Here is a 24,887-nt window from a genome sequence, read left to right on the forward strand (position 1 = left end):
TGGGGCGGCTTCGGGGCGGTGCTGCCCGCCGGATACGTGCCATGCGATCACTTCTGGATTGCCGAGGGCGGCCAGGTGGTCGGCTTTCTCTCTTTTCGCCGAGAAATCAACGACTACCTGCGTCGGTTCGGTGGCCACATCGGCTACTCCGTCGTCCCCTCCCGCCGCCGGGAAGGGATCGTGCGTGAAGCGCTGCGACTCACGCTCCGCTTCGCCAGAAAAGAGGGCTATGACCGCGTCATGCTCACCTGCGATGACGACAACGTCGGCTCCATCCGCACGATTGAAGGCGCGGGCGGAGAGCTCGAAGACGTGATCGACGCTCCAGAGGCCGGTGACCCGCGGGTACGGCGGTACTGGATCGAGCTCAGAGCGACGAACTAGTCGGCGACGCGGGCGGCGATGTCGGTGCGGTAGTGCGATCCGTCAAGACGAATGTGGCTGATCGCTTCGTACGCACGAGCTCGTGCGGTGGCGAAGTCTGAGGCGACGGCCACCACGTTCAACACGCGACCACCGGTGGCGATGAGTGATCCCCCCGGCGCGTCAGGGCTGGAGGTTGCGGCATGCACGAGGCGCACACCTTCAACGGCTGCCGCACCGGCGAGGCCTTCGATCAGTCGGCCGGTCTGCGGAGCCTCGGGGTATCCCTCGCTCGCGAGCACCACGGTGATCGCGACGTCGTCGCTGAAGACGGGCTCCGGCTGGTCTTCGAGGGTGCCAGAGGCCGCAGCGAACAGCAGCTCAGACAGCGGAGTGCGCAGTCGCGGCAATACGATCTGCGTCTCTGGGTCGCCAAATCGTGCGTTGAATTCGATCACGCGCACGCCAGCCGGGGTGAGGATGAGTCCGGCGTAGAGCAGTCCGATGAACGGCGTTCCTTCAGCATCGAGCTGGCGCACCACTGGCATGGCCACATCGCGAGTGACTTCTTCGACAAACGCCTGCTCGCTGCCGAACTGCTCGGCGAGCCAGGGGAGTGGCGAGTATGCGCCCATGCCGCCCGTGTTGGGTCCGGCGTCGCCATCGAGTGCGCGCTTGAAGTCTTGGGCGGGGCTGAGCGCACGCACGGTGTCACCGTCGCTGAGGAAGAACAGTGAGACCTCTGGGCCAGAGAGGAACTCTTCAATCAGCACAGGGCCGGCGGGAAGGTACTGCTCAGCGTGAGCGAGTGCCTCTGCGCGGTCTGACGTGACAATGACGCCCTTTCCGGCGGCCAGCCCATCGGCCTTGACCACATACGGAGCGCCGAGATCGTCAAACGCGGCCTCGACCTCAGCCGGGTTGGCTGTCCGCACCGCGCGACCAGTGGGAACGCCAGCGGCATCCATCACGCGCTTGGCGAACGACTTCGAGCCTTCGAGCTGTGCCGCGGCCTTGCCTGGACCGAAGACCGGGATGCCGCGCACGCGCAACGCATCGGCGACTCCGGCGACCAGTGGTGCCTCCGGCCCCACCACGACCAGATCGATCGCATTCTCGCGCGCGAAAGCAGTCACCGCTGCCCCATCGAGCGGATCGACCGAGACGGGAGTCGCATCCTGGGCGATGCCAGCGTTGCCTGGCGCGACAAAGATGTCGTGCTCCGCCTGCTCGGCGCGCAGGCCGAGGATGATCGCATGTTCACGGGCACCGGAACCGAGGACGAGAATCTTCACAATTCCAGACTACCGAGCCTTGCGCGCTGGGTGTCGGCTGCGGGTGGGGACGGTCAGAGTTCTACGGGGCGTTTCACTGTCGCGTCCCACGGCAGCGTCCACCCTGCGGCGTCGAACAGCTCATTGAGCACCATCGCCGTGAAGCCCCAGACGATCGTGCCGTCCACATCAAAGGCTGGTCCGCTGAACGTGTGGCCCATGCGGGTGATGGTCGACGTGAACCGGGTGGCCGGGTCAAGCAGCTGCGCGACCGGCACGCGGAAGACTTCGACTGTCTCGGCGTGGTCGACAGCGGCAACTTTTGAGGGCGACTGCCACCACGCCAGCACAGGAGTGACCAGGTGGTTGCTTGCCGCAAGAGGGATCACCGGCAGCGTCGCCAGCACCTCGACTCCGCTCGGGTCGAGCCCTGTCTCCTCCTCTGCCTCCCGCAGCGCCGTGGCTACCGCGTCAGCATCGTCATCTTCTGACCGGCCGCCGGGAAACGAGACCTGACCAGGGTGAGACGAAAGAGTGGATGCGCGTCGTTGCAGCAGCACATCGAGATCGCGCGCGACCGCCGCGTCAGGGGTAGAGGCGGGGATGCTGTCGAGCACCCCGAACAGGATCAAGACAGCGGCATCGTTCGCAGTCTCCTGGTCAGCAAGCGCGGGAATCCGCATGCTCCACGAGTTGTCGGTCACGGCCGCGAGCAGCTCGGCGCGGGCGCCCTGCGGATGCATGCTCATGTCTTCGAGCTTAGAACCTGGGGCGTGCAGCTGGCTCGTGTATGCGATCGCAGTAGGCTCGGCGAATGAGGAGAAGGCGCGCTCTGGTGCTCGGAATTGTCGTGATGGCGGCCCTGAGCGGATGCTCATCGGCACCGGCGGTCGATCCCGTCGCTGTGCAGAACTGGCTAGAGGAGCAAAATTCGCTCGACGTTCCAGGTTCGCTGGCCACGCTCACCGGACCCTCTGCACCATTAGAGGCAGAGGGTGAAGCCGACCAGTCGGTGACCGTGTCGTTCGACGAACCTGTGGCCGTCGCCTCCCTATTGTTCACGTGTTTTGGACCCGAGACGATGAGCGCCGAGATCACGCTGACGGGGGCGGATGCGAACGGAACGAGTACTTCCCAGACTCAGCGCACCGACGACCTCCCCTGCGACGGAAGCACCCAAACCCTCGGCCTGACGCAGGATGCGGTGACCGAGGTGACGGCCTCCGGGCTGAGTGCAGACGCTGTCGGGGCGTGGACGTTCTTTGTTGTGGGAAAGGACTGAGATGGCGAAGAAGATCGACATCATCGACGGTCGGACCGCGCTCGATGCGGTGCGCTCGGCAGAAGCCGCTGGCACGAAACCGCAGCGGAACGACCTCGCTACCGCCGTGCGGTACCTCTTGCAGTTGCTTGACGAAAAGGCCCCTGGCAACAGTGTCGAGGTTCGGGTGCCGCCGTTCGGTGCCGTGCAGGTCATCCAGGGCCCGCGTCACACCCGCGGCACTCCGCCGAACGTGGTGGAAATGGATGCCGCGACCTGGATCCACGTCGCCACCGGCCAACAAGCGTGGGCGGATGCCGCAGGATCCGGTCGTATCCACGCCTCCGGCGTTCGCGCCGACCTCGCCGACGTCCTCCCCCTCCGCCCCTAGCCCGCCCCGTATCGGCCGCCCCGTATCCGCGTCCACTTGTCGGCGTCCACTTGTCGGGAGTATGTCCGCTTGTCGGCCCAAAACCCGTGTGTGCCCCGTGCATTGGGGAATTCTCCCGACGGGTGCGCCGCCTCGGATGCCTACTCCGCCGACGGGATCGTGGCGGAGGAGCACCGCGGACACGGGCTCGGCAAGCACATCCCACACGGTCGTGAGGAGGAGACGCATCCACCGTCGGTCCATATGTCGGGACAAAGTACGGATGTCGGGAGTAAACGGCCCAGCCGCGGGTATCGAGCCAGAATTCCCGACAGGTGCGCGTGCGCACGGGAACCAGGGCGCGCGCAGAACCTGAAGGCGGTGGGACAATAGAGGCATGGCCGCCACTGATTCCCACCAGACCGTCGAAGCGACCGTGCGCCGAGTGCCGCGGTACGGCGTGCTCATGGCGATCGGGGTTGTGCTCGGCATCATCGTTGCCGCCATCCTCACCTGGGGTGGCAGCTTCGAGCAGTCGCAGGCGCTTGACGTCGTCTACCCACCCGGTCAAGTCTTCGGGTTCCTGCTGCTGTGGACGGTGCCGATCGGGATCGCGCTCGGCGGTGTCGCCGGCCTTCTGATGGAGCGGCTCGCGCGACGCCACGACCGCGTCGTGCAGGTGGATCGCGAGACCGTCGTCGAAGACGACTGATCAGGCCAACTCAGAAATCAGGCCAACTCAGAAATAACCGGACGGATCGCGGCATCGAATGCCGAGACATCTCTGCGGAGGCCGTCTGTCACCGCGACGGTGAGCGCTCCGATCCACCAAATGCCGCGCTGAGTGAACGGCAGCACCTGCACGTTGAGCTCAAACGAAAGCGCGCGTCGCCCGCCTTCGCGCTCAAACTCTGCAATCGCGCTCGCGTAGGCCCGATACGCGTCGCCTCCGGTGTTGTTCTTCATTGAGCTGACATACCTGTCGTGCTCGGCTCGTGCGTACAACAGAGTGGACGTCGCTTCCGGCGCGATCGCTGTGGTGAGTTCCTCCGCGCCAGAAGCAGGGAGTGCCACCTGGGTGTCGAAACCGTCAACGAGTTCTAGGGGCCCCGCAGCGGGATGTCCGCGCGGTTCCACTGTCATGTTCCAGTAGTCCAGCCACTGCGCTTCGAGGGCAGGGGAGGCCTCGTCGGCATCCGGCGCCCGCACCGCAAGACCGCGAAGACTCGGAAGATCTTCCGGGGTGCGAATGCCGAGTCGTTGGCGCAGGGCGAGCGCCACGAGCACGGGAACGCTCGCGTCTTCGCGGATGAGCCACTGCGGCTTGTCGGCCATGGCACCATCGTAGGCGGATCGAGCCCATGAAGCCGAGGGGTACGTGGGAGAGCATGGTCGGCCGCGGGCGGTAGGCTGGTGCTGTGGCTGCCTCCCCCACCAATCCCTATTCCGAAGCTGGCGTCGACACCGCTGCAGGTGATCTTGCCGTCGAGCTAATGAAGTCGTCTGTGCGCGCAACGCACGGCCCTGAAGTATTGGGCGGTGTCGGCGGATTCGCCGGACTGTTCGATGCCAGCGCGCTACGTGACTTCCGCCGCCCACTGCTTGCGACCAGCACCGACGGTGTCGGTACCAAGGTCGCGATTGCGCAGGCAATCGACAAGCACGACACGATCGGGCAAGACCTGGTCGGCATGGTCGTCGATGACATTGTCGTGGTCGGCGCGAAGCCGCTCTTCATGACCGACTACATCGCCTGCGGCAAGGTTGTGCCTGAGCGCATCGCCGATATCGTCCGCGGCATCGCGCAGGCCTGTTCAGACACCGGCACGGCGCTCGTCGGTGGCGAGACAGCGGAGCACCCGGGACTCCTCGGACCGCGCGACTACGACGTTGCCGGTGCGGCGACGGGTGCCGTCGAGGCAGACGCCATTCTGGGTGCCGAGCTCGTCCAAGACGGCGACGCGGTGATCGCGGTCGCCTCCAGCGGACTGCACTCCAACGGCTATTCCCTCGTGCGCCACATCGTCACGAACGCCGGCATCGGATACGGCGACAACGCCGCCGACTTCGGCACCACCTGGGGTGAGGCTCTGCTGGAGCCGACCCGGCTGTACACGCTGCCGTTGTTGCGGTTGATTGATGCGCTGGGCCCTTCGACGGGCTCAGGGGCCCCGGGCTCAGGCTCAGGGACCGGAGGGGTGCATGCGCTCAGCCACGTCACCGGAGGCGGCATTGCGGCAAACCTCGCACGCGTGCTTCCGCAGGGCAGTTGGGTAGAAGTGGACCGTGGCACCTGGTCGCCGAGCCCCGTATTCCGGGTGCTCAGCGACATCGCTGGATCAACGCTGGAGTCGGCTGAGGGCACCTGGAACCTCGGTATCGGATTCCTCGCTGTGATTGCGGCAGAGAAGAAAGACGCCGCTATCGCGGCGCTGAACGCCGAGGGCATGCCCTCCTGGCAGGTCGGAACCGTGGGCTTTGGGCCGCGTCCTTCCGGAGAATTCGAACAGGGCGCCAAGGGCGTCAACGGCGGAGCGGTGCGCCTCGTCGGTGCATACGCGGACGGAGCGAAGTAAGAGTCCATGTGCGGCATCGTCGGAATGGTGGGGACAGCCCCGGTCAATCAAGACATCTACGACGCACTCCTGCTGCTGCAGCATCGCGGCCAGGATGCGACAGGTATTTCCACAGCCGAAGCCAACGGCATCATGCACAATGCGAAAGCGCAGGGCATGGTGCGCGAGGCGTTCCGCACCCGCGACATGCGTGCGTTGCTCGGCAATGTCGGGCTCGGTCACGTGCGCTACGCCACGAAGGGCACGGCATCGAACGAAGAGGAGATGCAGCCGTTCTATGTGAACGCGCCGTACGGCATCATCCTCATTCACAACGGCAACCTCACCAACACGCGTGAGCTCACCGCAGAGATGGCGAAGCGTGATCGCCGCCACCTCAACTCATCGAGCGACACGGAGCTGCTGCTCAATGTGCTTGCGGGCGAGCTGCAGAACACCACATCGGCTGTCGACCTCGAACCCGAGCGAGTCTTCGAGGCTGTGGCGCGCACGCACGAGCGTATCGAAGGCGCATACGCCGTAATCGCGGTGATCGCGGGGTATGGTTTGCTCGCTTTCCGTGATCCGTTTGGCATCCGTCCGCTGATCCTTGGCCGTCGTCCTTCGACGGTGGCTGGTGCCGAAGGACGCGACGAGTGGGTCGTTGCTAGCGAGTCGCTGGTGCTGGAAAACGGTGACTACGAGGTCGTCCGCGAGGTCGAGCCTGGCGAAGCCGTCTTCATTACAAATGAGGGGGAGCTGCACTCGAAGCAGTGCGCGTCCGCCGGAACGCTGGCACCTTGCGCGTTTGAATATGTCTACCTCGCTCGCCCAGACTCCGTGATGAACGGGGTTTCGGTCTACGAGTCGCGTCTACGCATGGGCGACCGCCTGGCAGACACCATTGCGAAGCACGTTCCGATGGACAAGATCGACGTGGTGATGCCGATCCCGGATTCTTCGCGGCCTGCGGCGATGGAAGTGGCCCGCAAGCTGGGCATCGAGTATCGCGAGGGCTTCTACAAGAACCGCTACGTTGGCCGCACCTTCATCATGCCGGGCCAGGCGGTGCGCAAGAAGAGCGTGCGCCAGAAGCTCAACGCCATGTCGACCGAGTTTCAGGGCAAGAACGTGTTGCTGATCGATGACTCCATCGTGCGAGGAACGACGTCAAAAGAGATTATCCAGATGGCCAGGGACGCCGGTGCTGCCTCGGTGACTTTCGCCTCTGCTGCCCCGCCAGTGCGGCATCCGCATGTCTACGGCATCAACATGCCATCGCGTGACGAGCTGATCGCCCACGGTCGCACGATCCCGGAGATCGCGGAAGAGCTGGGCTGTGACCACCTCGTTTACCAGGAGGTCGAAGACCTCAAGGCGGCCATTACAGATGGGTCGATGCTGACCGATCTCGACATGAGCTGCTTCGACGGAAACTACGTCACTGGCACCGTCTCCGACGAGTATCTCGCCTGGGTAGAGGGATCTCAGACCTCCTGACATGACTGGGTCCCTGAGCCTGTCGAAGGGCCGCCCACTGTGGCAAGGTCGAACTCTCGCGCTTCTCGGAATCGTGCTGGTGGCGTTCTCGCTACGCTCTGCGGTTGCTTCCCTCTCGCCGGTGATCGACCACGTCGCAGAAGAGTTCCCGGTTTCTCCCGTGGCTATCGGTCTGATTGGCGCCGCACCTCCCGTGTGTTTCGCGATTTTCGGGCTGATCACGCCACTGCTTGAGCGGCGTTTCGGCATCGAGCGCGTTGCTGTGGGGGCCATCACATTCATGGCCTTGGGTCTGCTGCTGCGCGGCTTTGCGGTCGACTCAACGAGCTTGCTGCTGGCGACGGCTGTTGTTTTTGCGGGCGTGGGGTCGGGCAATGTGTTGTTGCCGCCGCTGGTAAAGAAGTACTTCCCCGATCGTCTCGGCATCATGATGACGGTTTACTCCACCACGATGGCGGTGTCGACGTTCTTGCCGCCACTGGTGGCCGTCCCGGTGGCCGACACGCTCGGATGGCGGGTTTCGCTCGGTATGTGGGGTGTCGTCGCGGCGATGGCCCTGGTCCCGTGGGTGGTGTTGCTGGTTCGTCACGCGACCGTTGGCGAGCCGATGAAGACGGAGCTCCTGGTTCCCGATCCGACAGACGGCGTCAACGATCTGCAAGATGCAGTGGCGGCCGCCACCGGACCAATCACGACGGCGCCAGCGAACCGGCGTCTGTTTGCGCGCCTGTGGCGGCTACCGCTCGCCTGGGCTCTGGCGATCGTCTTCGCGACCTCTGCCACCATGGCCTACGTGTCGTTCGCGTGGATGCCGACCATGCTTGTCGATATCGGTGGGGTGACCCCGGCAACAGCGGGCTTCTTGCTCTCGCTCTTCGCTTTCGTCGCGTTGCCGTGTTCGTTGCTGGTGCCGATCCTCGTCGTGCGATTCCACGCGACCCGCATCCTGGTCCTCATTGGTGTGACGGGTGGACTCATCGGGCTTCTCGGACTCCTGTTCGTCCCCACTCTCGCGCTCCCGTTGTGGGTGAGTCTGTTCGGTGTCTCGGCCATCATGTTCCCGCTGAGCCTGGTGTTGCTCAGCATCCGAGCGCGCACGCCGGAGAGCGCGGTTGCGCTGAGCGGGTTCGCACAGAGCATTGGGTATGCGATCGCTGCGGTCTTCCCGCTCCTCATTGGGTTGCTTCATGAGACGACGGGCGGCTGGCAGGTTCCGCTCATCGTGATCGGTAGCGTGCTGGTCATTGCGATCCCCGCAGGCATGATCGCTGGTCGGCGAAGGACTATCGAAGATGAGTGGGAGCTGCGTTACGGTCGCTGGTGACCTGCACCTCGTCACCGATGCGGATAAGTCCGCCAGCGTGAGTGTCGCCTTCCGCCCAGCCGGGGAGTAGCAGTCGCCCGAGCGTGGGTTTCTGCTGTGCAAACGAGCTGGTGAGGGTGGTCAGCACTTTGGCGTCCCGCACACCCGTATCCGGGTTTGCGTGGGTGGCGAGGCAGCGCACGATCGGTCCGGCGGCGCGGAACGACACCTCTCCGATGCGCACATCTCCTGTCCACTCAAGCTCATCCCAAGGTCCGACACCATCGATGACGACGTTGGAGCGAAATCTGCGAGCATCGATGCTCATCTGCAGCGCATCGCCCAACGCGTGTACGCTCGCTTGTCCGTGCACGGAAACATACCCCTCAGCGCGATCCTGAAAGCGGGAGGTTACGCCGTCGCCGACGAGAGTGAGCGGCAGCCGTCCAGGTCGTTCGAGTCGTTGGGACTCGGGGGTTTCCCTGACGAACTGTGTGACGGCCTCGGCGAGCTGTGCGCGACCATCGGAGTCGAGGCCAGCTTCGACAAGCAGTTCCCCTTCGAGATCGATCCGTACCCGACGTGCCACCTCGTCGTAGCTCACCTGCAACCGAGCAAGATCGGGGAAATCTTGCGAGGCGAGCCCCTTGGCTTTCGGCCAGTGGTCTAATCCGTCTCGCTCCTCCGGGTGGGTGGCGTCAGCGAAACGGAACGCAAGTACACGATCTCCTGCGACCCGGCCATCCGGTTGCACGGTGATCGCCTCGACCAACTCGGGCGTAAAGCTCTTGATGGGATGGCGGAACAGCGCAACGACCCGGGGCATGGGAGAACTCTCTCACACGCCCACGGCGCTGGAGTACGAGAAATGCCCCCGTGGAATGCACGGGGGCAAGAGAGCGGCGGTTAGGCCGTCTCTAGCTCGTCCTCATCTTCGTCGGCATAGTCATCTGCCCACTTGTCGACGTAAGCGTCTTCGTCGGTCGGTTGTGCCAACTCGCGCTCGAGCGCCGAGTAGTTCACCGACGGACTGAACGACTTGAGTTCGCGGGCGATTTTGGTGTGTTTCGCCTTCTGACGGCCACGGCCCATGCGCGAGACCCCCTCACGATTTAAGCTGCGAGCGACCAGCGCCCGAGACATTCACGACACCGGTTCGAGGCCGGTAAGAGTAGCATTCAGAATAGCACGCGGGTAAGCCCCTCTGGCTGACGCCAGGCAGGTGAAGGGAACGATCTTCATGACTGACAACACTTCCGCTCCTTCTGATGAGGCCGCACAGAACGCGGCGCTGCAAAAAGCCGTCATCGTCGGCATGCAGGCAAATCAAGACAGACACGTGATTGACGAGGCCGTGCGCTACGCCCGGCTGTTGAGCGCACCGCTCGTGGTGGCACACGTCGATGTCACCCGCTTCGTGACATACGAAGACCCGGATGGCTATGCGCACTCCGCCCCGATTGACATCAATTTCGACGCGGGGGCTGCGGAGTTCGAGGCTGTCGAAGCAGCGGCCGCCACGATGTTGGCCGGCACTGACATTACGTGGACGGCTCGGCAGCTCGTTGGAGACCCCGCATTGGCGATCAAACAACTTGCCAACAAGCTCAATGCACAACTGATTGTCGTGGGAACGCGTAAGCGGGGTCTCGGTGAATCGATCAGGGAGTTCTTCACCGGTTCCGTGGCGGCAAGGCTGGCGCACAGGCAACATCGTTCGGTGCTCGTGGTGCCGCTCGGTGAGTCGGTGCCCGATGAGCAGAAAGAGATCTGGACGGAGGAGTAGTAGCCGCGAGCTACTACTGAGCTGTCACGATTTCGAACCGCTCACGATTTCGACATGCTCAGAGCCACCGTCACCTGACGAGCGGCGGCATCCAGTGCCGACTCGAGTTCAGTAACAACCGAGCTCGGCAGCGGGCCGCCCTTTGCAACGTGTGTGCGCAGGTCGGTGCGCACGCGCGCGCGAAACGCGTTGATCAGGGCGTCGGCGCGATGCATCTCTTCTCTGCTCGTCGCGCGCACGTCGTCACTCGTCGATCGAGGGCGGGTCTTTGCCTCACTGCGTTCACTCTTTTCGGCGGCGGCGAGGTCTGCTCGCAGGCTCTTCATCGCGTATTGCACGCTCTGCCTGACGCCGCTGGCAATGAGTCGCACCGAATCGGTGATCCCGGCTTCGATTCCGGCGAGGTCGCCCTCTCGTGAGGCCAGCTCAGTGCGGCCAGCGTCGGTGATCGCGTAGACAGTGGTGCGCCCGTCGACCGTCTTGGTGACGAGTCCTTCTTCTTCGAGCTTGGCGAGGCGCGGGTAGATGGTGCCGGCACTGGGGGTGTATGTACCGCCGGTGCGATCGGTGAGCGACTGAATAATGCCGTAGCCGTGCTGTGGTGCTTCGGCGAGCAGTGACAGCAGGTAGAGGCGGAGGTCGCCGTGTGAGAAAACTGCGGGGCTCATGCGTCCCACTCCGCATCGTCGGTAATTGAGGCTGGCGTGCGGCGGAGGATCGTGACGCCGCCGGAGACGGAGTTTGCACGCAGGTCGACGAAGCGGCCTGCCAGCTCGCCTGCCGTGCCGGTGTAGTTGCTGGGTCCGGATGAGCTGCGCTCGACGCCATCGATCAGCAGTCGACCGCTGAGTGAGCGGATGACGTAGTTGGCGGCAAGGGATTCGTCCAACCGCACCGTCGTTCCCCCAGAGACGGAATTTAGGTTGATGGTGTTCACGTCGCCAGCTGCATCGACCAGGGTCGAGCCAGAGACGGTGTCGACGGTCGCGCGACGCACAGCGCCGGTGACGGCGACGTCTCCCGAGACACTGTTGGCGTTGATCGAGCCGGTGAGGCCACGTACCTGTACGTCGCCAGAGACAGAGTTGACGGTGAGGTCGCCGATGAGCGTGTCGACAATGATGTCGCCAGAGACGGTGTTGAGGCGAGCATCGTTGCGCAGGCCAGACACCAGTGCGCCAGCGCTGACGACACCCAGGTTCAAGGCAATAGCGCGGGGAACAGCGACGCTCACTTCGGCGCGGGGGCCGCCGGAGCCGAAGCTGCGGAAAACTTCGAGAAAGTTGTCCCAGCCGAGCTGAGGGTGGTCAATCTCTACTTCGCCGTCGTGCGATTCGACGCGGAGGTCTTTCGCGGTGACGCCGTGTACTTCGATCCGAATGCCGGGTTCGTCGTGCGCGATGACGTCGATCTGACCGCCGACCAAACCTACCTTCAGGCGGGTGACGGATTCGATATCGATCACGCGTTCTTCGCCCGGTGCGATGAGCCACTTCTCGGTCATGTCTGCTTCTCCTGTGTCGAAAGTCAAGATATATCGCGTGTCGACACGGTAACACGATATATCTCGAAACTGTTGGACCCTTCGACAAGCTCAGGGCCCAAATCTCCCTTCGGTCCCTGAGTTCGGTCCCTGAGCTTGGCCACCTCGGTCCCTGAGCTTGTCGAAGGGCTAGCTGACTGGCGCGTCCGAGGGCAAGGGGGCGGACGAGGTTGGTGCCGGGGGCGTAGGGTCGTGCCATGAGGCGCCGGCACAACGACAGCAAGAGTGTGGTGTCGCCGTTTATCGCAGCAGCCACGGCATACGCGGCGAATTGTGCTTTGGGTGCCTCGGTCGCGGTTCGCCTCATAGACACCAGTCACTTTCGATGGGTGCACCACGCGCTGTACATCGCCACGTGCATCACCACTGCGTCGGCAATCGTCGCCGGTTGGTGTTGTGGCCAGAGCACTCGCGGCCGCCGAGCGGCTCGGGCACTGGCCCCCGCCGCGGTGCCGCTGGCCGCCATCCCCTATCTCGGCACCCGCGGACGTCGGCATCCGCTCGTCGCGCTCACCGCTGCCCCCTTTATCGTTGCGGGGCTTGTCGTCTCGCGCCCCACCGCCCACCGGAAGTGAGTCCATGGAACTGCTTGATGCCATCCGCCGCCGAAAGACCACGAATGGCGCGTTTCTGCCAGATGCTGTTACCGAAGAACATCAGCGCATTCTTCTGGAAGCCGCCGGACGCGCACCCTCGCAGCTGAATAGTCAGCCGTGGAGATTCGTGGTGATTGAAAGTCGCGACACGATCGAGAAGATCGCGAGCATCTCGGGCGAGAGCATGACGGATGTGATGTCGAACGGCACGTTCTTTGAGCGGTACAAGCCGTACTTCCGCTTCAGTCAGGCGGAGATGGACGAGAAGCGCAGCGGGATGCTGTTTGACAAGTTGCCTGCCGCTCTTCGCCCGTTCACGAGCCAGGTGTTCACCAAGCGTGGTCAGACGCTGATGAACACCTTCGGGGTGCCGAAGACCCTCGGGGCAGAGAACCGCAAGCTGGTCTCGGGTTCACCGTTGCTCTTGGGTGTGATGCTCGATCGCAGTGAGTATCGGCCCGGACAGTTGTCGTCGTTCTACTCGGTGTTCAGCATGGGCGCGGCCATGGAGAACATTTGGCTGACGACGGTGGAACTGGGCATGGGTATTCAGTTCATCTCTTTCCCGATGGAGTCCCCTGGTCGCTGGGACGAAATCGTGAAGCTCCTCAAGGTGCCAGATGATCTCGAGCTGATGGCGGTGTATCGGCTCGGGTATCTGCCGCCGGAGCAGCGTCGCCCGGCAATCGACTGGTCAAGCAGTCAGCGCAAGCTCGCCTCGCAGTACGTGTTCCGAGAGAACGTAGAGACACCGCAGGAGGGGTGGGACTCTCCGCCTCCTGCGGGGGAGATCACTCCCGGTCCTCGTGCTCAGGGTCCTTACTCGTCATAGGGGTCAGGTCCCGCAATGCGGGCCCCTCGATCCGAGTGCCGTCTGCGGCAAACCGCGAGGCGTGCAGTGGGCAGTCCCAGGTGCATTCGGCGTCGTTCCAGGCGAGCACTCCGCCGAGGTGAGGGCAGACGGCGCTGACGGCGCGCGTGACTCCGTCGACCGTCGAAATGGCGGCGGGAACACCCGCGCGGTTCGCGACGACCCCTTCGCCTTCGGCAGGCTGTGGAACAGGGGTGCTCCGGCGCTCCGCGTCGACCCAGCCGGAGGCGAGGGAGGCGGCTACCTTCCCTCCTTCTGTGGCACCGCGTGCGAGGTCAGCCGGTACGGTCAACCGCGTGCCGATGGTGTTCATCCAGGCGGGACGGTCACGACGCGGGGTGCCCAGAATTTCAGCAGTGAGGCGCTGGGCGGCCGCTGGCGCGTTAGAAAGGCCCCACTTCGCATAGCCGGTAGCGAAGCGGATGCGGCCGAGTCCGCGCGGCATCGCCCCCACGAAGGGGATGAGGTTGTGGGACTCGTAATCCTGCGCCGACCACCGGTGTGTCTCTTCCGCGCCAGGGAAGTGCAGTTGGGTCCACGAGACGAGGTCGTCGATGGCGGCGGTTTCGCTGTCTCCCCTCCCTACGGGATGCCCGTTGCCGCCGACCACGAGTTGCGCCTCGCTGCCAGGGCCGTCTTCCACGGTCACCGGGCGAAGAGAGCGCGTGGGGCCGTCCACCGAGAGGAAGGTCTCGGTGGGGGCCCCATCGGGCAGACGGAACGACACGCAGTATGAGCGCAGGCCCCGCACCTTGGTGAAGTAGAGGCCACGATCGGTGATCGGTGTTCCGGTGGCGAGCACGATGTGGTCGGCGAACAACGGGCCAGCGTCGGTATCAACGCGACCGGCAAGCGCTCGGGTCCCCGTCGCCCGCACTCCGGTGTGCAGAGTGCCGCCGCCGGTGAGGAACTCTGCGGCGAGAGCGACAGTGACATCCACCGGGTCGATCGTGATCTGCTCGTCGAGCGCGACCGCAGCGGCGATAGGGAACGATGTCGATGGGACCTGCGATGCCGGCAGCCACCGCGTGGGCAACCCCGCTTCGCGTGCTGCGGCGTGCTGCTCCTGCACAGCGTCGACGCCTTCCGGTCCCTGGGCATAGGAGTGGTCGGTGCGGCGGACGAAAGAAACTCCTGCGCCTTCGGCAAAGCCAGCCAGCCACTCCATCCCCGAGCGGTTCGCGTCAACATAGGCCCGCACGAGGGATGCGGGGTGGTGCCGCCGAATCTTGGCAAGGTGCTCCCCTTGCAACAGAGAGAGTTTGCCGGTGTTCGCGCCGGTCGCGAGCTGTGCAATCTCTCCCGCCTCGATCACGGCGACATCGAGCCCTGCCCTCGTGAGCAGCACGGCCGTGGTGAGTCCGGTGATCCCGGCGCCGACGATGACAACGTCATGGTGCGCGCCCGCTTCGAGGGGGGATCCAGTTGGCAGGGTCTGGTCGAGCTTCCACAGAGGCTTCATCTCGATAGTCAAGACGTCACAGTGCAAGGAATACACCGCCTTGACATTCGCCCCGTCCGCTGGCACACGGCGACTAAAGTGGCGGATGTGCACCTCCGCCGCATCCTCCTCGTCGCGCTCGGAGGTGCGGTGGGCACAGCGGCACGCATCGGACTCGAGCTCGCGGTTCCCCACCACGACAGCTTCCCGCTGGCTACGCTGATCGCCAACATTCTCGGCGCCCTATTAATAGGTGTTCTTGCTGCCCGTCTTCCTGCGTCCGCTGACCTCCGAGTCATGCTCGGTACTGGCGTGCTCGGCGGGTTCACGACCTACAGTGCCTTCATGACCGGAACTGTGGCGCTGTGGACGGATGCTCCGCTGGTGGCAGTGGCATACGCCGCGGGCAGTCTTGTGCTCGGCCTGGCGGCGGCCGCCCTCGGACTCCGGCTCGGACGACCACGCATCGGGGTAACGCCATGAGCCCTCTGATGTTCGTCGCTGCAGCGCTCGCCGGAGGGCTCGGCGCGGTGCTCCGCTACCTGGCTGACCTGTGGGTCGCGCGCTTCGCCGGGCGTCGGTTTCCCTGGGGCATCCTGCTGGTAAACGTCACAGGGTCTTTCGCCCTTGGCGTGTTGACAGGCGCTCTGCCAGACGCTGCGTTTGTGCTCGGCGCTGGATTGCTGGGCGGGTTCACGACTTTCAGCACCGCGATGCTCGACACGGTGGCGCTGTGGCGCGATGGTGAGCGTTCCGCCTCGGTGTTCAACGCGGTCGGTGCCTTGGTGCTTGGCCTTGTTGCGGCTGGCCTTGGACTCGCGCTCGGTGGGGCGATTTAACCCGCTCTCAGCCTTCTCGCAACCCGTAGAATGTACAAAAGTACATGTACGAATGTCCAGGAGGTGCTCGATGAGTGATGGTTCGCGCCGTCGACGCGATCCTGAAGCGCGCCGTCGCGACATCGTGACTGCCGCCGCCGAGCTCATCGTCGAGGTGGGGGCAGACGCCGTCACGCACCGCATGGTCGCCGCGCGGGCTGATGTGCCACTCGGTGCGACGACCCAATATTTCGACACCCTCGACGACCTGCGCGCCGCGGCCTTCCGCACTCTCGGGGAAGAGGTCGATTGCCGCCTCGATGGCGTTCGTCTCACCATCGCCGAGCATGGCGACTCCGCGGCAGTCCTTGCTGGCATCGTGCACGCGAGCCTGGATGACGCGCATGCTGTTCGCGCCGACCGTGCGGTGGTCACCGCGGCAGTGCACGACCCCCGCCTGCGCGAACTCGCACGCCATATGTCGGACCGGCTCGTAGAACTTCTCGAACCCACCTACGGAGGAGATCGGGCCAAAGCGGCCGTGATCTTCATCGATGGCGTCATGTGGAGCATGCATGTCCGCGACGACCGCCTTGCACAATCGTTTATCGAGACCGCACTGGAGCGGATCCTCGGAGATTCCGTCTCTCCCCCTTCCGCAGCGCCTGCCACACCCTAATACCGAGGAAACCCGCCTTGTCGAAACTTGCAATCCTGAGCCTGAAAAACCGTGCGCTCATCGCCCTCGTCACCATCGTTGCGGCGGTGTTCGGCGGGCTCGCGCTCACCAACCTCAAGCAAGAGCTCATCCCTTCGCTCGAGCTGCCAGTGCTCGTCGTGATGACCACTTACCCCGGTGCTTCGCCCGAGGTCGTGGAGAACGATGTCTCGACCCCCGTGGAGTCGGCCATCCAGGGGGTTCCCGGCCTGGAGTCGACCACCGCTACCAGCACGACGAATGCCTCGATCGTGCAGGCGTCGTTCGCCTACGGCACGAACCTGGCCACAGCTGAGCAGAAGATGCAGCAGGCGATCAACCGCATCTCCTCGCAGTTGCCAGACGATGTGAGCCCGCAGGTGCTCTCGGTCTCTATCGACGACTTCCCCGTGATTCAGGTCGCTGTGACGGGATTCGAAGATGCGGAGAATGCACAAGCCCAGTTGGAGAACGTCGCTGTCCCAGAACTGGAAGACGTCGATGGCGTTAACGCCGCGGCAATCGTCGGTGGAGTAGGCCAGCGCGTCACGATCACGCCAGACAACGCAAAGCTCGCAGCTGCGGGTCAGAGCACCCAGGCGATCACCTCGGCGCTCGACCAGAACGGCACGCTGTTCCCCGGTGGCGACATCACCCAAGACGGCGAAACCTTCACGGTGCAGACCGGTGCGAAGATCACCTCCGTCGAAGAGATTGCGGCGCTTCCGCTTGTCGGCACCGACCTCACGATCGCTGACGTCGCAACCGTGACGCAGGAGGCAGATCCTGTCACTTCGATCTCCCGGGTCGATGGCAATGACGCACTCTCCATCTCCATCACCAAGCTGCCCGCAGCAAACACCGTAGAGGTCTCGAACGGCGTCATCGCCGCCCTCGATGAGATCGGCAAGGCGTTCCCTGACGCTGAGTTCACCATCATCTTCGACCAGGCACCATTTATCGAGCAGTCCATCGAGACTCTCGCGACCGAGGGAATGCTCGGACTCGTTTTCGCGGTGCTGGTGATCCTGGTCTTCCTGCTGTCGATCCGCTCGACTCTGGTGACCGCCATCTCGATCCCCACCAGCGTGCTGATCACCTTCATCGGGCTGCAGGCGTTCGGGTACTCGCTGAATGTGCTCACGCTCGGTGCCTTGACGATCGCGATCGGTCGAGTGGTAGATGACTCGATCGTGGTGATCGAGAACATCAAGCGGCACTATGTCGGCGATGCCGATAAGGGCGATGCGATCAGGCTGGCTGTGCGCGAGGTCGCTGCCGCGATTACCGCCTCGACTATCACGACCGTCGCCGTGTTCCTGCCGATCGTCTTCGTGGGCGACATGGTCGGAGAGCTGTTCCGACCATTCGCCGTGACCGTGTCGATCGCGATGGTTGCCTCGCTCCTGGTCGCGCTCACGATCGTGCCGGTGCTCGCGTACTGGTTCTTGAAGCCGGGCAAGGAGCTGCTCGACGACAACGGCAACGTAATCGATCCAGAAGATCCTGCTGCTCCGCCGACGCCGTTGCAGCGCATCTACCGGCCCATCCTCGGCTGGACGCTGAAGCATTCGGTCGTCACCGTGATTTTGTCGGTAGTCGTGCTCGGCGGAACGCTTGCGGCCTACCCGCTGATGAAGGTCAACTTCTTGAGCGACTCCGGTCAGAACACCATGACCGTGACGCAAGACCTCGGTCCGACCGCCAGCCTGGAAGCGAAGTCAGAAGCGGCAATCGAAGTCGAAGATGCTCTGCTGAACATCGATGGCATCGAGCACGTGCAGGCATCGATCGGCACCACCGGATCTGCCCTCAATGACGCATTCTCGGGCGGCGCAGGCGTAACCTACTCGATCCTTACCGACGGTGACGCCGATCAGGAAGAACTGCGCGCCAACGTGCAAGACGCGATCGACGACCTCGGTGAAGGAGCGGGTGAGGTGTCGGTAGCGGCATCTGCCGGCCTCGGATCCAGTGACATCGAGATCACCGTTTCTGCGCCGACAGGCGACGACCTGACAACCGCGACCGCCGCTGTGGTCGAAGAGCTCGATGGTCGAGAGGGCATCGGCCAGGTGACAGACAACCTCGCCGCAGCGTTGCCGTACATCGCTGTGGTAGTTGACCGTGACGCGGCAGCCCAGCGCGGACTGTCTGAGGTTGCGGTCGGCTCGATCGTGTCGAACACGATGCGTCCGCAGCAGGCTGGATCTGTGGAGATCGACGACACCGCGTTGACCATCTACCTGGTCAACCCGAACCCCCCGGCCACGGTGGATGCGCTCAAGCAGCTCGCCATTCCGACGGCACTCGGTGTGGTTCAGCTGCAAGACATTGCTACCGTCGAACAGCGCAACGGACCGACCTCGATCACCACAGAGCAGGGTCGCCGTACCTCCACGATCACCGTGCCGCCAGCATCAGACAACCTGGCAACGGCGACACAGTCGGTAAACGCCGCGCTTGCCGCAGCCAATCTGCCAGACGGTGCTTCGGCAGAGGTCGGTGGCGTCGCATCTCAGCAGGCAGACTCGTTCTCCCAGCTGGGACTCGCGATGCTTGCCGCCATCCTGATCGTCTACGTGGTGATGGTGGCGACGTTCAAGTCGCTGCGCCAGCCTCTGCTGCTGCTCGTATCGGTGCCGTTCGCGGCGACCGGCGCGATCCTGCTGCAGATCGTCACCGGTGTGCCGCTCGGCGTCGCCTCCCTGATCGGTGTGCTGATGCTTATCGGCATCGTGGTGACGAACGCCATCGTGCTCGTCGACCTCGTCAACCAGTACCGCGAGAAGGGGCTGTCGACAGTCGAGGCGGTGAAGGCCGGTGGTGAGAAGCGTTTGCGACCGATCCTGATGACGGCGCTTGCGACCATCCTCGCGTTGACCCCGATGGCGCTTGGCATTACGGGTCACGGCGGGTTCATTTCGCAGCCGCTGGCGATCGTCGTGATCGGTGGATTGATCTCTTCCACAGTGCTGACGCTGATCGTGTTGCCGACGCTCTACAACCTCGTCGAGGGTGCCAAGGAGCGACGGGTGGCTCGTAAGGCCGGTCGGGCAGAAGAAGATGACGCCGAGACAGTCGGTGATGCGTGGGATCGTACCGACGGATCCGGTCTGCCGCACGCGCCGCAACTGACACGGCGAGAGCTGCGCGACCGCGGGGAGTAACCTTCCTCGCTCCGCACTCGCTCCGCACTTAGTGGAAGGTGATGCCCCAGCTCAGGGTCCACGTTTCGTGCGGAGCGAGGCGGCGCATGCCGATGCCGCTATTGAGCGCATCGGCGGGCGCCGTCATCGGCTCGATGGCGACAGCGAGGCTCTGGCCTGGATATGTGGGCGTCGTGAAAACCTGCACGTAATCGAATCCTTCGCCCTGCCACAGCGTGACGCATCGGCCGTCTGGTGCGGTGAGCGAATGTCGCACGCGTCCGTCTTGTGCGCGGTCGAGGTCGGTGAAACCCGTGTCGAGCACGATGTCGCCGAGTCGTACTCCCTCGCGGAGGGCGGCATCCGCTGGGCGGGTGCCCACAGGAAGCATCCGCTCATCGGTCTCGAATGCTGTCATAGCGGGAATCCGAAGAACCAGGTCGTGCGGGTCCACGTCTCCAATGGTCACGAACGGGTGTGTTCCCAGAGCGACCGGCGCCGCAGTGGCGGAGTGGTTGGTGAGCGTGTGAGTGACCTCGACCCCATCGGCCGTGAGCGTGTAGGTCACCGCGGTCTCGATCAGATACGGGTACCCGGGCTGCGGCACGACGGTCGCGCGCAACGTGGCTTGCGCCTCGGCAGACGAAACTTCGTAGGCCGTGAACTGCAGCAGACCGTGAATCGCGTTGTGCAGGTCCGGCTCCGAAATAGCCAGTGCCCGCGCGGTGCCGTTGTCGTTCCACTCACCGTCGCGTACGCGGTTCGGCCACGGAGCCAGGACAACACCGGAGCATGACGGTGCTGGCTGGTCGGCTGGATACGGCGGGACCACGTCAACTCCGCCAATGCGAAGCGCGCGCAATGCCGCGCCCACCTGGGCGATCTGCGCGGTCACGTTGCCGCGTTGCAGGGTGATTTGGTTGCCAGTGGGAGAGACGGAGGTCACGTGATTAGCGTAGGGGTTGGGGAGTCTCTCAGGCGTGTCGGCTACACTTGTTCGGTCGGCTTCGGACACCCGCAAGGTGCGGACGTTTTATGTGTGTGAAGTGTGAGTCCAGGGGCCGATGGTGAGCGTCCATCGACGCACATGAACCATCACATGAATGGCCCCGGCTACTCCCAACCGGCCCCCTGAGCGTTGCTCACGGTGCGCGCGTGTGCGCGCAGTGCTGTTCTCGTGCGAGAACGAAAGCAGAAACTCATGCCTAAGAGCAAGAAGCCCCAGGGCGGTCGCGCCGCTCGCAATTTCGAGCCGCGATACGGCGCGAACAAGACTTCCTTCCACGACCGTCACCACGGCGCCCCGTCTCGCGACGGCGCCCGCGACGAGCGTGGAGGCCGCGCGGATGCTGGCGACCGCCGCTCCGCCCCCGCAGCAGGCGGATACGACCGCCGGCCCGGTAGCCGCAGCGCCGGCCACCGCGGGTACCGTCCAGAAGAAGCGGAGGCGCGTGCCCCGAAGCAGCGCTGGAATGCGTCAGAGCGTGCAGGACGCGACGAAGCCCGTGGCATCCGCAACCGTGCAGAATCCGGTCGCCGCGAGGCCCCGCACCACCGTGGCGACGAGCGGTCAGACCGTCAGCGCCCTTCGACAAGCTCAGGGTCCCAGTACCGCGGCCGGGATGAGTACCGCGGTCGGGACGAGTACCGCGGCCGGGATGACCGGGGTGGACAGCGTCCGACCGGACCAGGCACCTACCGTGACGAGCGCGGTGGGCAGCGCCCTTCGACAGGCTCAGGGGCCCAGTACCGTGACAACCGTGGCGCAGGAACCCAGCGCCAGGGCTTCCGGGATAACGACCACCGCGATGGTGGACGCCCAGGACGCGACGACCGTCGTGGACAGCGTCCTTCCGGTGGCGGCGGATACCGCGACGACCGCGGTGGACAGCGCCCTTCGACAGGCTCAGGGACCCAGCGTCGCGATGCAGGGACCCAGCGTCGCGATGCAGGGACTCAGCATCGTGGTGCAGGGGACCAGCGTCGTGGCGCAGGGGACCAGCGCTCCGAGCGCTCGTTTGATGCTGACCGCGCGCGTCGCGCATTTGACCGTGACCGCACCCAGCGTTCGTTCGAGGGCGGCCGCGACGAGCGTTCGCGTCCGTCGACCGGTGGCGCGTACCGCAACGAGCGCCCCCGTCCGCTGACGTCTGACACCCGTGGGCGTCCGGCGCGCAACGAGCGTCCGAGCCGCAATGACTGGAACGCCACCAGTCGCCCGGCCCCGGCCGCCGCGAAGTTCAGCCCCGGCGACGACGTCGTGCACGACCGCCTCGAGGCAAAGTCTGTCGCGGCTGTTGAGGTCGATGGCGTGACGTTCGGTGACCTCGGTCTCGGATCCAACATCGTCGAGACTCTCGTCGGCATGGGCGCGGCCACACCGTTCCCGATCCAGGCTGCAAGCATCCCTGCTGTACTGGAAGCCCGCGACGTGCTCGCTCGTGGTCGCACTGGTTCCGGCAAGACCATCGCCTTCGGTGCTCCGCTCGTCGAGCGCGTGCTGCAGTCGCAGGCTGGCAAGCGCCGCGAGTTCGGGCGGTCGCCGCGTGCGATCATCCTCGCTCCGACCCGTGAGCTCGCACTGCAGATCGACCGCACGATCCAGCCGATCGCCCGCAGCGTCGGTCTGTTCACCACGCAGATTTACGGTGGTGTGCCGCAGGGTCGCCAGGTGGGTGCGCTGAAGAAGGGCGTCGACATCGTGATCGGTACCCCCGGTCGCGTCGAAGACCTCATCAATCAGGGCAAGCTCGACCTCTCCGATTGCCGCATCGCGGTGCTCGACGAGGCCGACCACATGTGCGAGCTCGGATTCGTTGAGCCGGTGCAGCGCATTCTGCGTCACACAGCCGATGGCAGCCAGAAGCTACTCTTCTCGGCAACGCTTGACCGTGAGGTCGCTGCGCTGGTTGACGAGTTCCTCGTTGACCCAGCCGTGTATGAGGTTGCTGGCGAAGATCAGGACTCCAGCACGATCGAGCACCGCGTTCTTGTGATCGAGCACCGCGACAAGGCCGAGATCCTGACCTCGCTCGTTGACCGTGCGGGAAAGACTCTCGTCTTCGCGCGCACGCGTGCCTACGCCGACATGCTTGCTGAGCAGTTCGACGACGCCGGCATCCCCGCGGTGTCGCTACACGGTGACCTCAACCAGGCCAAGCGCACGCGCAACCTCGAGCGTCTCACCTCTGGTCGCGTCAGCGTGCTGGTGGCGACAGACGTCGCGGCGCGCGGTATTCACGTCGATGACATCGATCTGGTTGTCCAGGCTGATGCTCCAGACGAATACAAGACCTACCTGCACCGCTCAGGTCGCACCGGTCGTGCCGGTCGTGCAGGTCGTGTCGTCACACTGATCACGCGTCAGCGTCAGCGACGCATGACCGAGCTGCTCGACCGCGCCGAGATCGACGCGCCGTTCGAGAGCGCACGTCTCGACGACGACATCATCGAGGAAATCGCCGGTCGCATGCCGACCGCCGCAGACCTCACGGCCTAATCCGCCTCGAAAGGCCCCCGCTCCGCTTCGCGGCCGGGGGCCTTTCCCGTCCCCAGTCCCCCCGTCCCCTCCCACTTCGGCGAGTGCACGGCTTGCGCCCGAGCGCACGGGGTATTCGCGTGAACACGTCGTGCACTCGGCAAGAAGCCGTGCACTCGGCGGGAGTGTGGGGGGAGTTAGGGGAGGGGGTGTGTGTTAGGGGAGGGGGTGGAGGAGGATGGGGGAGGACAGGCTTGTGCCATTTAGGTCGAGGTAGAGCACTTGCTCGGTCACGGTGAGGGTCATGGTGTTGCGGCGTTCGATCAGGGCGGACGAAGAGTCGATGAAGCCTGGGTCGAAGCTGTAGACCTGGATGTCTTCGCGCCGGTGGATGCGCTTATCTGCCCACGGCGCCATCACCTTGGCCGGATCACGATGGGTATAGACAGCGGTGCGTTCTGCCAACCGGCTGCCGTAGTGAAGTCGTTCGGCATCGGGGGCTCCGATCTCGATCCACGCAGTGATCAAGCCGGTGAGGTCGCGCGCGAGCACCGCTGGCTCCTCGGTCGACGAGACGCTGCCGCCGAACGCGATACCTTCGGTGAACTCCAACCCGTAGGCGAGAACTCGGGTGAGCATGTATGCATCAGTTTCCGATGGATGCCGCGCTACCCGCAGTGAATAGTCGTCGTAGACGCCGCGATCGGTGTCAGCAAGCTGCACCTCGAATGTGTGAATTGTTGAACCGATCGCCATGGTCCCGAGCCTACGCGGCCGCGGGAAAGCCTTAGAACAACATCGGCTGCGGCGTCGCGGGCATTGCGGGTGTAGGCGACGGGGCGAATGCCGGACCAGGTAGCTGCACATGGCCCTGACCGCTGCGGGATGCGCGCCGGGTGTAGTCGTCTTCATGGCGTCCGTCGAGTCCGTGCGTGCGGATCAGCGGACGGGCGCGTTTGGCAAGCCACTGTCTGTACCCCTTCGGCGCCTCTGCGGAAGCGCCGGGATAGAGGCCGCGATAGGAGGAGACTAGATCGGGTCGATGTGCGCCGAGCCAGTCGAAGAACCACGGCTTTACGCCGGGCCGCAGGTGCAGTGCCCCGTAGATGACACTGCGAGCTCCCGCTTCTTTGATCCGCAGGAGGCCGTGATCGATTGCGGCAATCGAATCAGTCATGTGCGGCATGATCGGCATCAGAAAGACAGTCACAGGAAATCCGGCGTCAGCAAGCGCGCGCACCGTGTCGAGCCTGGCTTGAGTGGTGGGAGTGCCTGGCTCGATCGCCTTCTGCAGGTCGTCGTCGTACATTGCGATCGACATCTGCACGTCGATCGGCACGCGCTGTGCCGCCTTCACGAGCAACGGAATGTCACGCCGGATCAACGTTCCTTTGGTGAGGATCGAGATGGGAGTACCCGATGTTGCCAGGGTTTCGATGATGCCTGGCATGAGTTTGTAGCGACCCTCGGCCCGTTGATACGGGTCGGTGTTGGTACCAAGCGCGACGGTCTCGTGCTGCCAGCTCCCTTTGCGCAGTTCTCGTTCGAGCACCTCGACGATGTTGGTCTTGACCACGATCTGCGAGTCGAAATCGGCCCCGCCGTCGAGGTCGAGATACTCGTGTGTTCCGCGCGCGAAACAGTAAACACACGCATGGCTGCACCCTCGGTAGGGGTTGATCGTCCAGGCGAACGGCATGCGGGAGGCGCCGGGGACATGGTTCAGCGCAGACTTCGACAGCACCTCATGAAAGGTCATGCCCGCGAACTCGGGCGTGGTCACTGACCGTAGAACGCTCGAACGATCTTCGAGGCCTGGCAGCGCGGCGGTATCCGCCTCCCCGAGTTTCTGTCCTTGCCAACGCATTCCCTTATTCGAACA

At 64.3% G+C, this 24,887-nt stretch carries 26 protein-coding genes; 15 read left to right on the forward strand and 11 right to left on the reverse strand.

Annotated elements, in window-relative coordinates:
* Nucleotides 1-18: 18 nt before the first annotated feature.
* The gene (locus AB0O87_RS04355) at nucleotides 19-384 is read left to right on the forward strand and encodes a GNAT family N-acetyltransferase (RefSeq protein WP_363512072.1); all 366 of its coding nucleotides are present in this window, start codon (nucleotides 19-21) and stop codon (nucleotides 382-384) included.
* On the opposite strand, the gene purD is transcribed toward AB0O87_RS04355, so the two are convergent.
* Complete coding sequence (gene purD / locus AB0O87_RS04360) at nucleotides 381-1,658, reverse strand: phosphoribosylamine--glycine ligase (RefSeq protein ID WP_363512074.1); 1,278 nt, start codon at nucleotides 1,656-1,658, stop codon at nucleotides 381-383. The genes AB0O87_RS04355 and purD overlap by 4 nt on opposite strands.
* 53 nt (nucleotides 1,659-1,711) lie before the next feature.
* Nucleotides 1,712-2,386 carry a CoA pyrophosphatase gene (locus AB0O87_RS04365; RefSeq protein ID WP_363512076.1) on the reverse strand — a complete coding sequence of 225 codons (675 nt, stop codon included), beginning with the start codon at nucleotides 2,384-2,386 and terminating at the stop codon, nucleotides 1,712-1,714.
* A 65-nt stretch (nucleotides 2,387-2,451) separates the two neighbouring features.
* On the opposite strand from AB0O87_RS04365, the gene AB0O87_RS04370 reads away from it, so the two are divergent.
* The 3 genes from AB0O87_RS04370 (at nucleotide 2,452) to AB0O87_RS04380 (ending at nucleotide 3,980) form a co-directional block, all read left to right on the forward strand.
* A complete protein-coding gene (locus AB0O87_RS04370) occupies nucleotides 2,452-2,919 on the forward strand; it encodes a hypothetical protein (protein WP_363512078.1) in 468 nt (155 codons plus the stop codon).
* Nucleotide 2,920: 1 nt separating this feature from the next.
* Nucleotides 2,921-3,289 (forward strand): sterol carrier family protein, encoded by a 369-nt coding sequence (locus tag AB0O87_RS04375; protein ID WP_363512080.1) that lies wholly within the window; start codon nucleotides 2,921-2,923, stop codon nucleotides 3,287-3,289.
* 376 nt (nucleotides 3,290-3,665) lie between these two features.
* Nucleotides 3,666-3,980 (forward strand): potassium transporter Trk, encoded by a 315-nt coding sequence (locus AB0O87_RS04380; protein ID WP_363512082.1) that lies wholly within the window; start codon nucleotides 3,666-3,668, stop codon nucleotides 3,978-3,980.
* A gap of 17 nt (nucleotides 3,981-3,997) precedes the next feature.
* Here AB0O87_RS04380 and AB0O87_RS04385 read toward each other — a convergent pair whose 3' ends face one another.
* Nucleotides 3,998-4,603: a zinc-binding alcohol dehydrogenase gene (locus AB0O87_RS04385; RefSeq protein WP_363512084.1), complete on the reverse strand. Its 606-nt coding sequence runs from the start codon at nucleotides 4,601-4,603 to the stop codon at nucleotides 3,998-4,000.
* Between the two features lie 83 nt (nucleotides 4,604-4,686).
* Between AB0O87_RS04385 and purM the strand changes: the two genes are divergently transcribed.
* The 3 genes from purM to AB0O87_RS04400 are packed head-to-tail and all read left to right on the forward strand — an operon-like array spanning nucleotide 4,687 to nucleotide 8,647.
* A complete protein-coding gene (gene purM / locus AB0O87_RS04390; RefSeq protein ID WP_363512086.1) occupies nucleotides 4,687-5,844 on the forward strand; it encodes a phosphoribosylformylglycinamidine cyclo-ligase in 1,158 nt (385 codons plus the stop codon).
* A 6-nt stretch (nucleotides 5,845-5,850) separates the two neighbouring features.
* Nucleotides 5,851-7,323, forward strand: coding sequence for an amidophosphoribosyltransferase (gene purF, locus AB0O87_RS04395; protein WP_363512088.1), 1,473 nt, complete (start codon nucleotides 5,851-5,853; stop codon nucleotides 7,321-7,323).
* 1 nt (nucleotide 7,324) lies between these two features.
* A complete protein-coding gene (locus AB0O87_RS04400; RefSeq protein ID WP_363512090.1) occupies nucleotides 7,325-8,647 on the forward strand; it encodes an MFS transporter in 1,323 nt (440 codons plus the stop codon).
* On the opposite strand, the gene AB0O87_RS04405 is transcribed toward AB0O87_RS04400, so the two are convergent.
* Nucleotides 8,607-9,452, reverse strand: coding sequence for an MOSC N-terminal beta barrel domain-containing protein (locus AB0O87_RS04405; RefSeq protein WP_363512092.1), 846 nt, complete (start codon nucleotides 9,450-9,452; stop codon nucleotides 8,607-8,609). The genes AB0O87_RS04400 and AB0O87_RS04405 overlap by 41 nt on opposite strands.
* A gap of 80 nt (nucleotides 9,453-9,532) precedes the next feature.
* Nucleotides 9,533-9,718, reverse strand: coding sequence for a DUF3073 domain-containing protein (locus AB0O87_RS04410; protein ID WP_363512094.1), 186 nt, complete (start codon nucleotides 9,716-9,718; stop codon nucleotides 9,533-9,535).
* 148 nt (nucleotides 9,719-9,866) lie between these two features.
* Between AB0O87_RS04410 and AB0O87_RS04415 the strand changes: the two genes are divergently transcribed.
* Nucleotides 9,867-10,412, forward strand: a complete 546-nt coding sequence (locus tag AB0O87_RS04415; RefSeq protein ID WP_363512096.1) for a universal stress protein — start codon at nucleotides 9,867-9,869, stop codon at nucleotides 10,410-10,412.
* Nucleotides 10,413-10,453: 41 nt separating this feature from the next.
* Here the strand turns inward: AB0O87_RS04415 and AB0O87_RS04420 are convergent, their stop codons facing one another.
* Both AB0O87_RS04420 and AB0O87_RS04425 read right to left on the reverse strand, forming a co-directional pair.
* Entirely contained in the window at nucleotides 10,454-11,080 is a 627-nt protein-coding gene (locus tag AB0O87_RS04420; protein WP_363512098.1) for a PadR family transcriptional regulator, read from the reverse strand.
* Nucleotides 11,077-11,916, reverse strand: a complete 840-nt coding sequence (locus AB0O87_RS04425) for a DUF4097 family beta strand repeat-containing protein (protein WP_363512100.1) — start codon at nucleotides 11,914-11,916, stop codon at nucleotides 11,077-11,079. Before AB0O87_RS04425 ends, AB0O87_RS04420 begins: the two co-directional genes overlap by 4 nt.
* 236 nt (nucleotides 11,917-12,152) lie before the next feature.
* Here AB0O87_RS04425 and AB0O87_RS04430 point away from each other — a divergent pair, with 236 nt between their 5' ends.
* A complete protein-coding gene (locus tag AB0O87_RS04430; protein ID WP_363512102.1) occupies nucleotides 12,153-12,530 on the forward strand; it encodes a hypothetical protein in 378 nt (125 codons plus the stop codon).
* A gap of 4 nt (nucleotides 12,531-12,534) precedes the next feature.
* Nucleotides 12,535-13,383, forward strand: coding sequence for a nitroreductase family protein (locus tag AB0O87_RS04435; protein ID WP_363512104.1), 849 nt, complete (start codon nucleotides 12,535-12,537; stop codon nucleotides 13,381-13,383).
* On the opposite strand, the gene AB0O87_RS04440 is transcribed toward AB0O87_RS04435, so the two are convergent.
* The gene (locus AB0O87_RS04440) at nucleotides 13,343-14,884 is read right to left on the reverse strand and encodes an FAD-dependent oxidoreductase (protein ID WP_363512106.1); all 1,542 of its coding nucleotides are present in this window, start codon (nucleotides 14,882-14,884) and stop codon (nucleotides 13,343-13,345) included. The two genes, AB0O87_RS04435 and AB0O87_RS04440, sit on opposite strands and share 41 nt — an antisense overlap.
* A gap of 87 nt (nucleotides 14,885-14,971) precedes the next feature.
* On the opposite strand from AB0O87_RS04440, the gene AB0O87_RS04445 reads away from it, so the two are divergent.
* The 4 genes from AB0O87_RS04445 (at nucleotide 14,972) to AB0O87_RS04460 (ending at nucleotide 19,548) form a co-directional block, all read left to right on the forward strand.
* Nucleotides 14,972-15,346 carry a CrcB family protein gene (locus AB0O87_RS04445; RefSeq protein ID WP_363512108.1) on the forward strand — a complete coding sequence of 125 codons (375 nt, stop codon included), beginning with the start codon at nucleotides 14,972-14,974 and terminating at the stop codon, nucleotides 15,344-15,346.
* Entirely contained in the window at nucleotides 15,343-15,702 is a 360-nt protein-coding gene (locus AB0O87_RS04450) for a CrcB family protein (RefSeq protein ID WP_363512110.1), read from the forward strand. The genes AB0O87_RS04445 and AB0O87_RS04450 overlap by 4 nt, the downstream gene beginning before the upstream one ends.
* Nucleotides 15,703-15,772: 70 nt before the next feature.
* Complete coding sequence (locus AB0O87_RS04455; protein WP_363512112.1) at nucleotides 15,773-16,360, forward strand: TetR family transcriptional regulator; 588 nt, start codon at nucleotides 15,773-15,775, stop codon at nucleotides 16,358-16,360.
* Between the two features lie 17 nt (nucleotides 16,361-16,377).
* Nucleotides 16,378-19,548 (forward strand): efflux RND transporter permease subunit, encoded by a 3,171-nt coding sequence (locus AB0O87_RS04460; protein WP_363512114.1) that lies wholly within the window; start codon nucleotides 16,378-16,380, stop codon nucleotides 19,546-19,548.
* A gap of 28 nt (nucleotides 19,549-19,576) precedes the next feature.
* On the opposite strand, the gene AB0O87_RS04465 is transcribed toward AB0O87_RS04460, so the two are convergent.
* Complete coding sequence (locus AB0O87_RS04465) at nucleotides 19,577-20,473, reverse strand: aldose 1-epimerase family protein (protein WP_363512116.1); 897 nt, start codon at nucleotides 20,471-20,473, stop codon at nucleotides 19,577-19,579.
* Nucleotides 20,474-20,728: 255 nt separating this feature from the next.
* On the opposite strand from AB0O87_RS04465, the gene AB0O87_RS04470 reads away from it, so the two are divergent.
* Nucleotides 20,729-23,026, forward strand: a complete 2,298-nt coding sequence (locus AB0O87_RS04470; protein ID WP_363512118.1) for a DEAD/DEAH box helicase — start codon at nucleotides 20,729-20,731, stop codon at nucleotides 23,024-23,026.
* Between the two features lie 195 nt (nucleotides 23,027-23,221).
* Here the strand turns inward: AB0O87_RS04470 and AB0O87_RS04475 are convergent, their stop codons facing one another.
* Both AB0O87_RS04475 and AB0O87_RS04480 read right to left on the reverse strand, forming a co-directional pair.
* On the reverse strand, nucleotides 23,222-23,761 hold the full coding sequence (locus AB0O87_RS04475) for a YaeQ family protein (RefSeq protein WP_363512120.1): 540 nt from the start codon (nucleotides 23,759-23,761) through the stop codon (nucleotides 23,222-23,224).
* 31 nt (nucleotides 23,762-23,792) lie between these two features.
* Entirely contained in the window at nucleotides 23,793-24,872 is a 1,080-nt protein-coding gene (locus AB0O87_RS04480) for an Rv2578c family radical SAM protein (RefSeq protein ID WP_363512122.1), read from the reverse strand.
* Between the last annotated feature and the right edge of the window lie 15 nt (nucleotides 24,873-24,887).

Source organism: Microbacterium sp. NPDC076768 (genome assembly GCF_040687205.1).
Lineage (GTDB): Bacteria > Actinomycetota > Actinomycetes > Actinomycetales > Microbacteriaceae > Microbacterium.

Bases quoted from the DNA above. Each gene is read 5' to 3' on its own strand.
- AB0O87_RS04420 (WP_363512098.1), bottom strand. From the start codon at position 11,080: ATGAGCCCCGCAGTTTTCTCACACGGCGACCTCCGCCTCTACCTGCTG.
- AB0O87_RS04365 (WP_363512076.1), bottom strand. From the start codon at position 2,386: ATGAGCATGCATCCGCAGGGCGCCCGCGCCGAGCTGCTCGCGGCCGTG.
- AB0O87_RS04415 (WP_363512096.1), top strand. From the start codon at position 9,867: ATGACTGACAACACTTCCGCTCCTTCTGATGAGGCCGCACAGAACGCG.
- AB0O87_RS04470 (WP_363512118.1), top strand. From the start codon at position 20,729: ATGCCTAAGAGCAAGAAGCCCCAGGGCGGTCGCGCCGCTCGCAATTTC.
- AB0O87_RS04475 (WP_363512120.1), bottom strand. From the start codon at position 23,761: ATGGCGATCGGTTCAACAATTCACACATTCGAGGTGCAGCTTGCTGAC.
- AB0O87_RS04385 (WP_363512084.1), bottom strand. From the start codon at position 4,603: ATGGCCGACAAGCCGCAGTGGCTCATCCGCGAAGACGCGAGCGTTCCC.
- AB0O87_RS04440 (WP_363512106.1), bottom strand. From the start codon at position 14,884: ATGAAGCCTCTGTGGAAGCTCGACCAGACCCTGCCAACTGGATCCCCC.
- purF (WP_363512088.1), top strand. From the start codon at position 5,851: ATGTGCGGCATCGTCGGAATGGTGGGGACAGCCCCGGTCAATCAAGAC.
- AB0O87_RS04430 (WP_363512102.1), top strand. From the start codon at position 12,153: ATGAGGCGCCGGCACAACGACAGCAAGAGTGTGGTGTCGCCGTTTATC.
- AB0O87_RS04405 (WP_363512092.1), bottom strand. From the start codon at position 9,452: ATGCCCCGGGTCGTTGCGCTGTTCCGCCATCCCATCAAGAGCTTTACG.
- AB0O87_RS04375 (WP_363512080.1), top strand. From the start codon at position 2,921: ATGGCGAAGAAGATCGACATCATCGACGGTCGGACCGCGCTCGATGCG.
- AB0O87_RS04480 (WP_363512122.1), bottom strand. From the start codon at position 24,872: ATGCGTTGGCAAGGACAGAAACTCGGGGAGGCGGATACCGCCGCGCTG.
- AB0O87_RS04455 (WP_363512112.1), top strand. From the start codon at position 15,773: ATGAGTGATGGTTCGCGCCGTCGACGCGATCCTGAAGCGCGCCGTCGC.
- AB0O87_RS04410 (WP_363512094.1), bottom strand. From the start codon at position 9,718: ATGGGCCGTGGCCGTCAGAAGGCGAAACACACCAAAATCGCCCGCGAA.
- AB0O87_RS04425 (WP_363512100.1), bottom strand. From the start codon at position 11,916: ATGACCGAGAAGTGGCTCATCGCACCGGGCGAAGAACGCGTGATCGAT.
- AB0O87_RS04400 (WP_363512090.1), top strand. From the start codon at position 7,325: ATGACTGGGTCCCTGAGCCTGTCGAAGGGCCGCCCACTGTGGCAAGGT.
- AB0O87_RS04380 (WP_363512082.1), top strand. From the start codon at position 3,666: ATGGCCGCCACTGATTCCCACCAGACCGTCGAAGCGACCGTGCGCCGA.
- AB0O87_RS04435 (WP_363512104.1), top strand. From the start codon at position 12,535: ATGGAACTGCTTGATGCCATCCGCCGCCGAAAGACCACGAATGGCGCG.
- AB0O87_RS04370 (WP_363512078.1), top strand. From the start codon at position 2,452: ATGAGGAGAAGGCGCGCTCTGGTGCTCGGAATTGTCGTGATGGCGGCC.
- AB0O87_RS04450 (WP_363512110.1), top strand. From the start codon at position 15,343: ATGAGCCCTCTGATGTTCGTCGCTGCAGCGCTCGCCGGAGGGCTCGGC.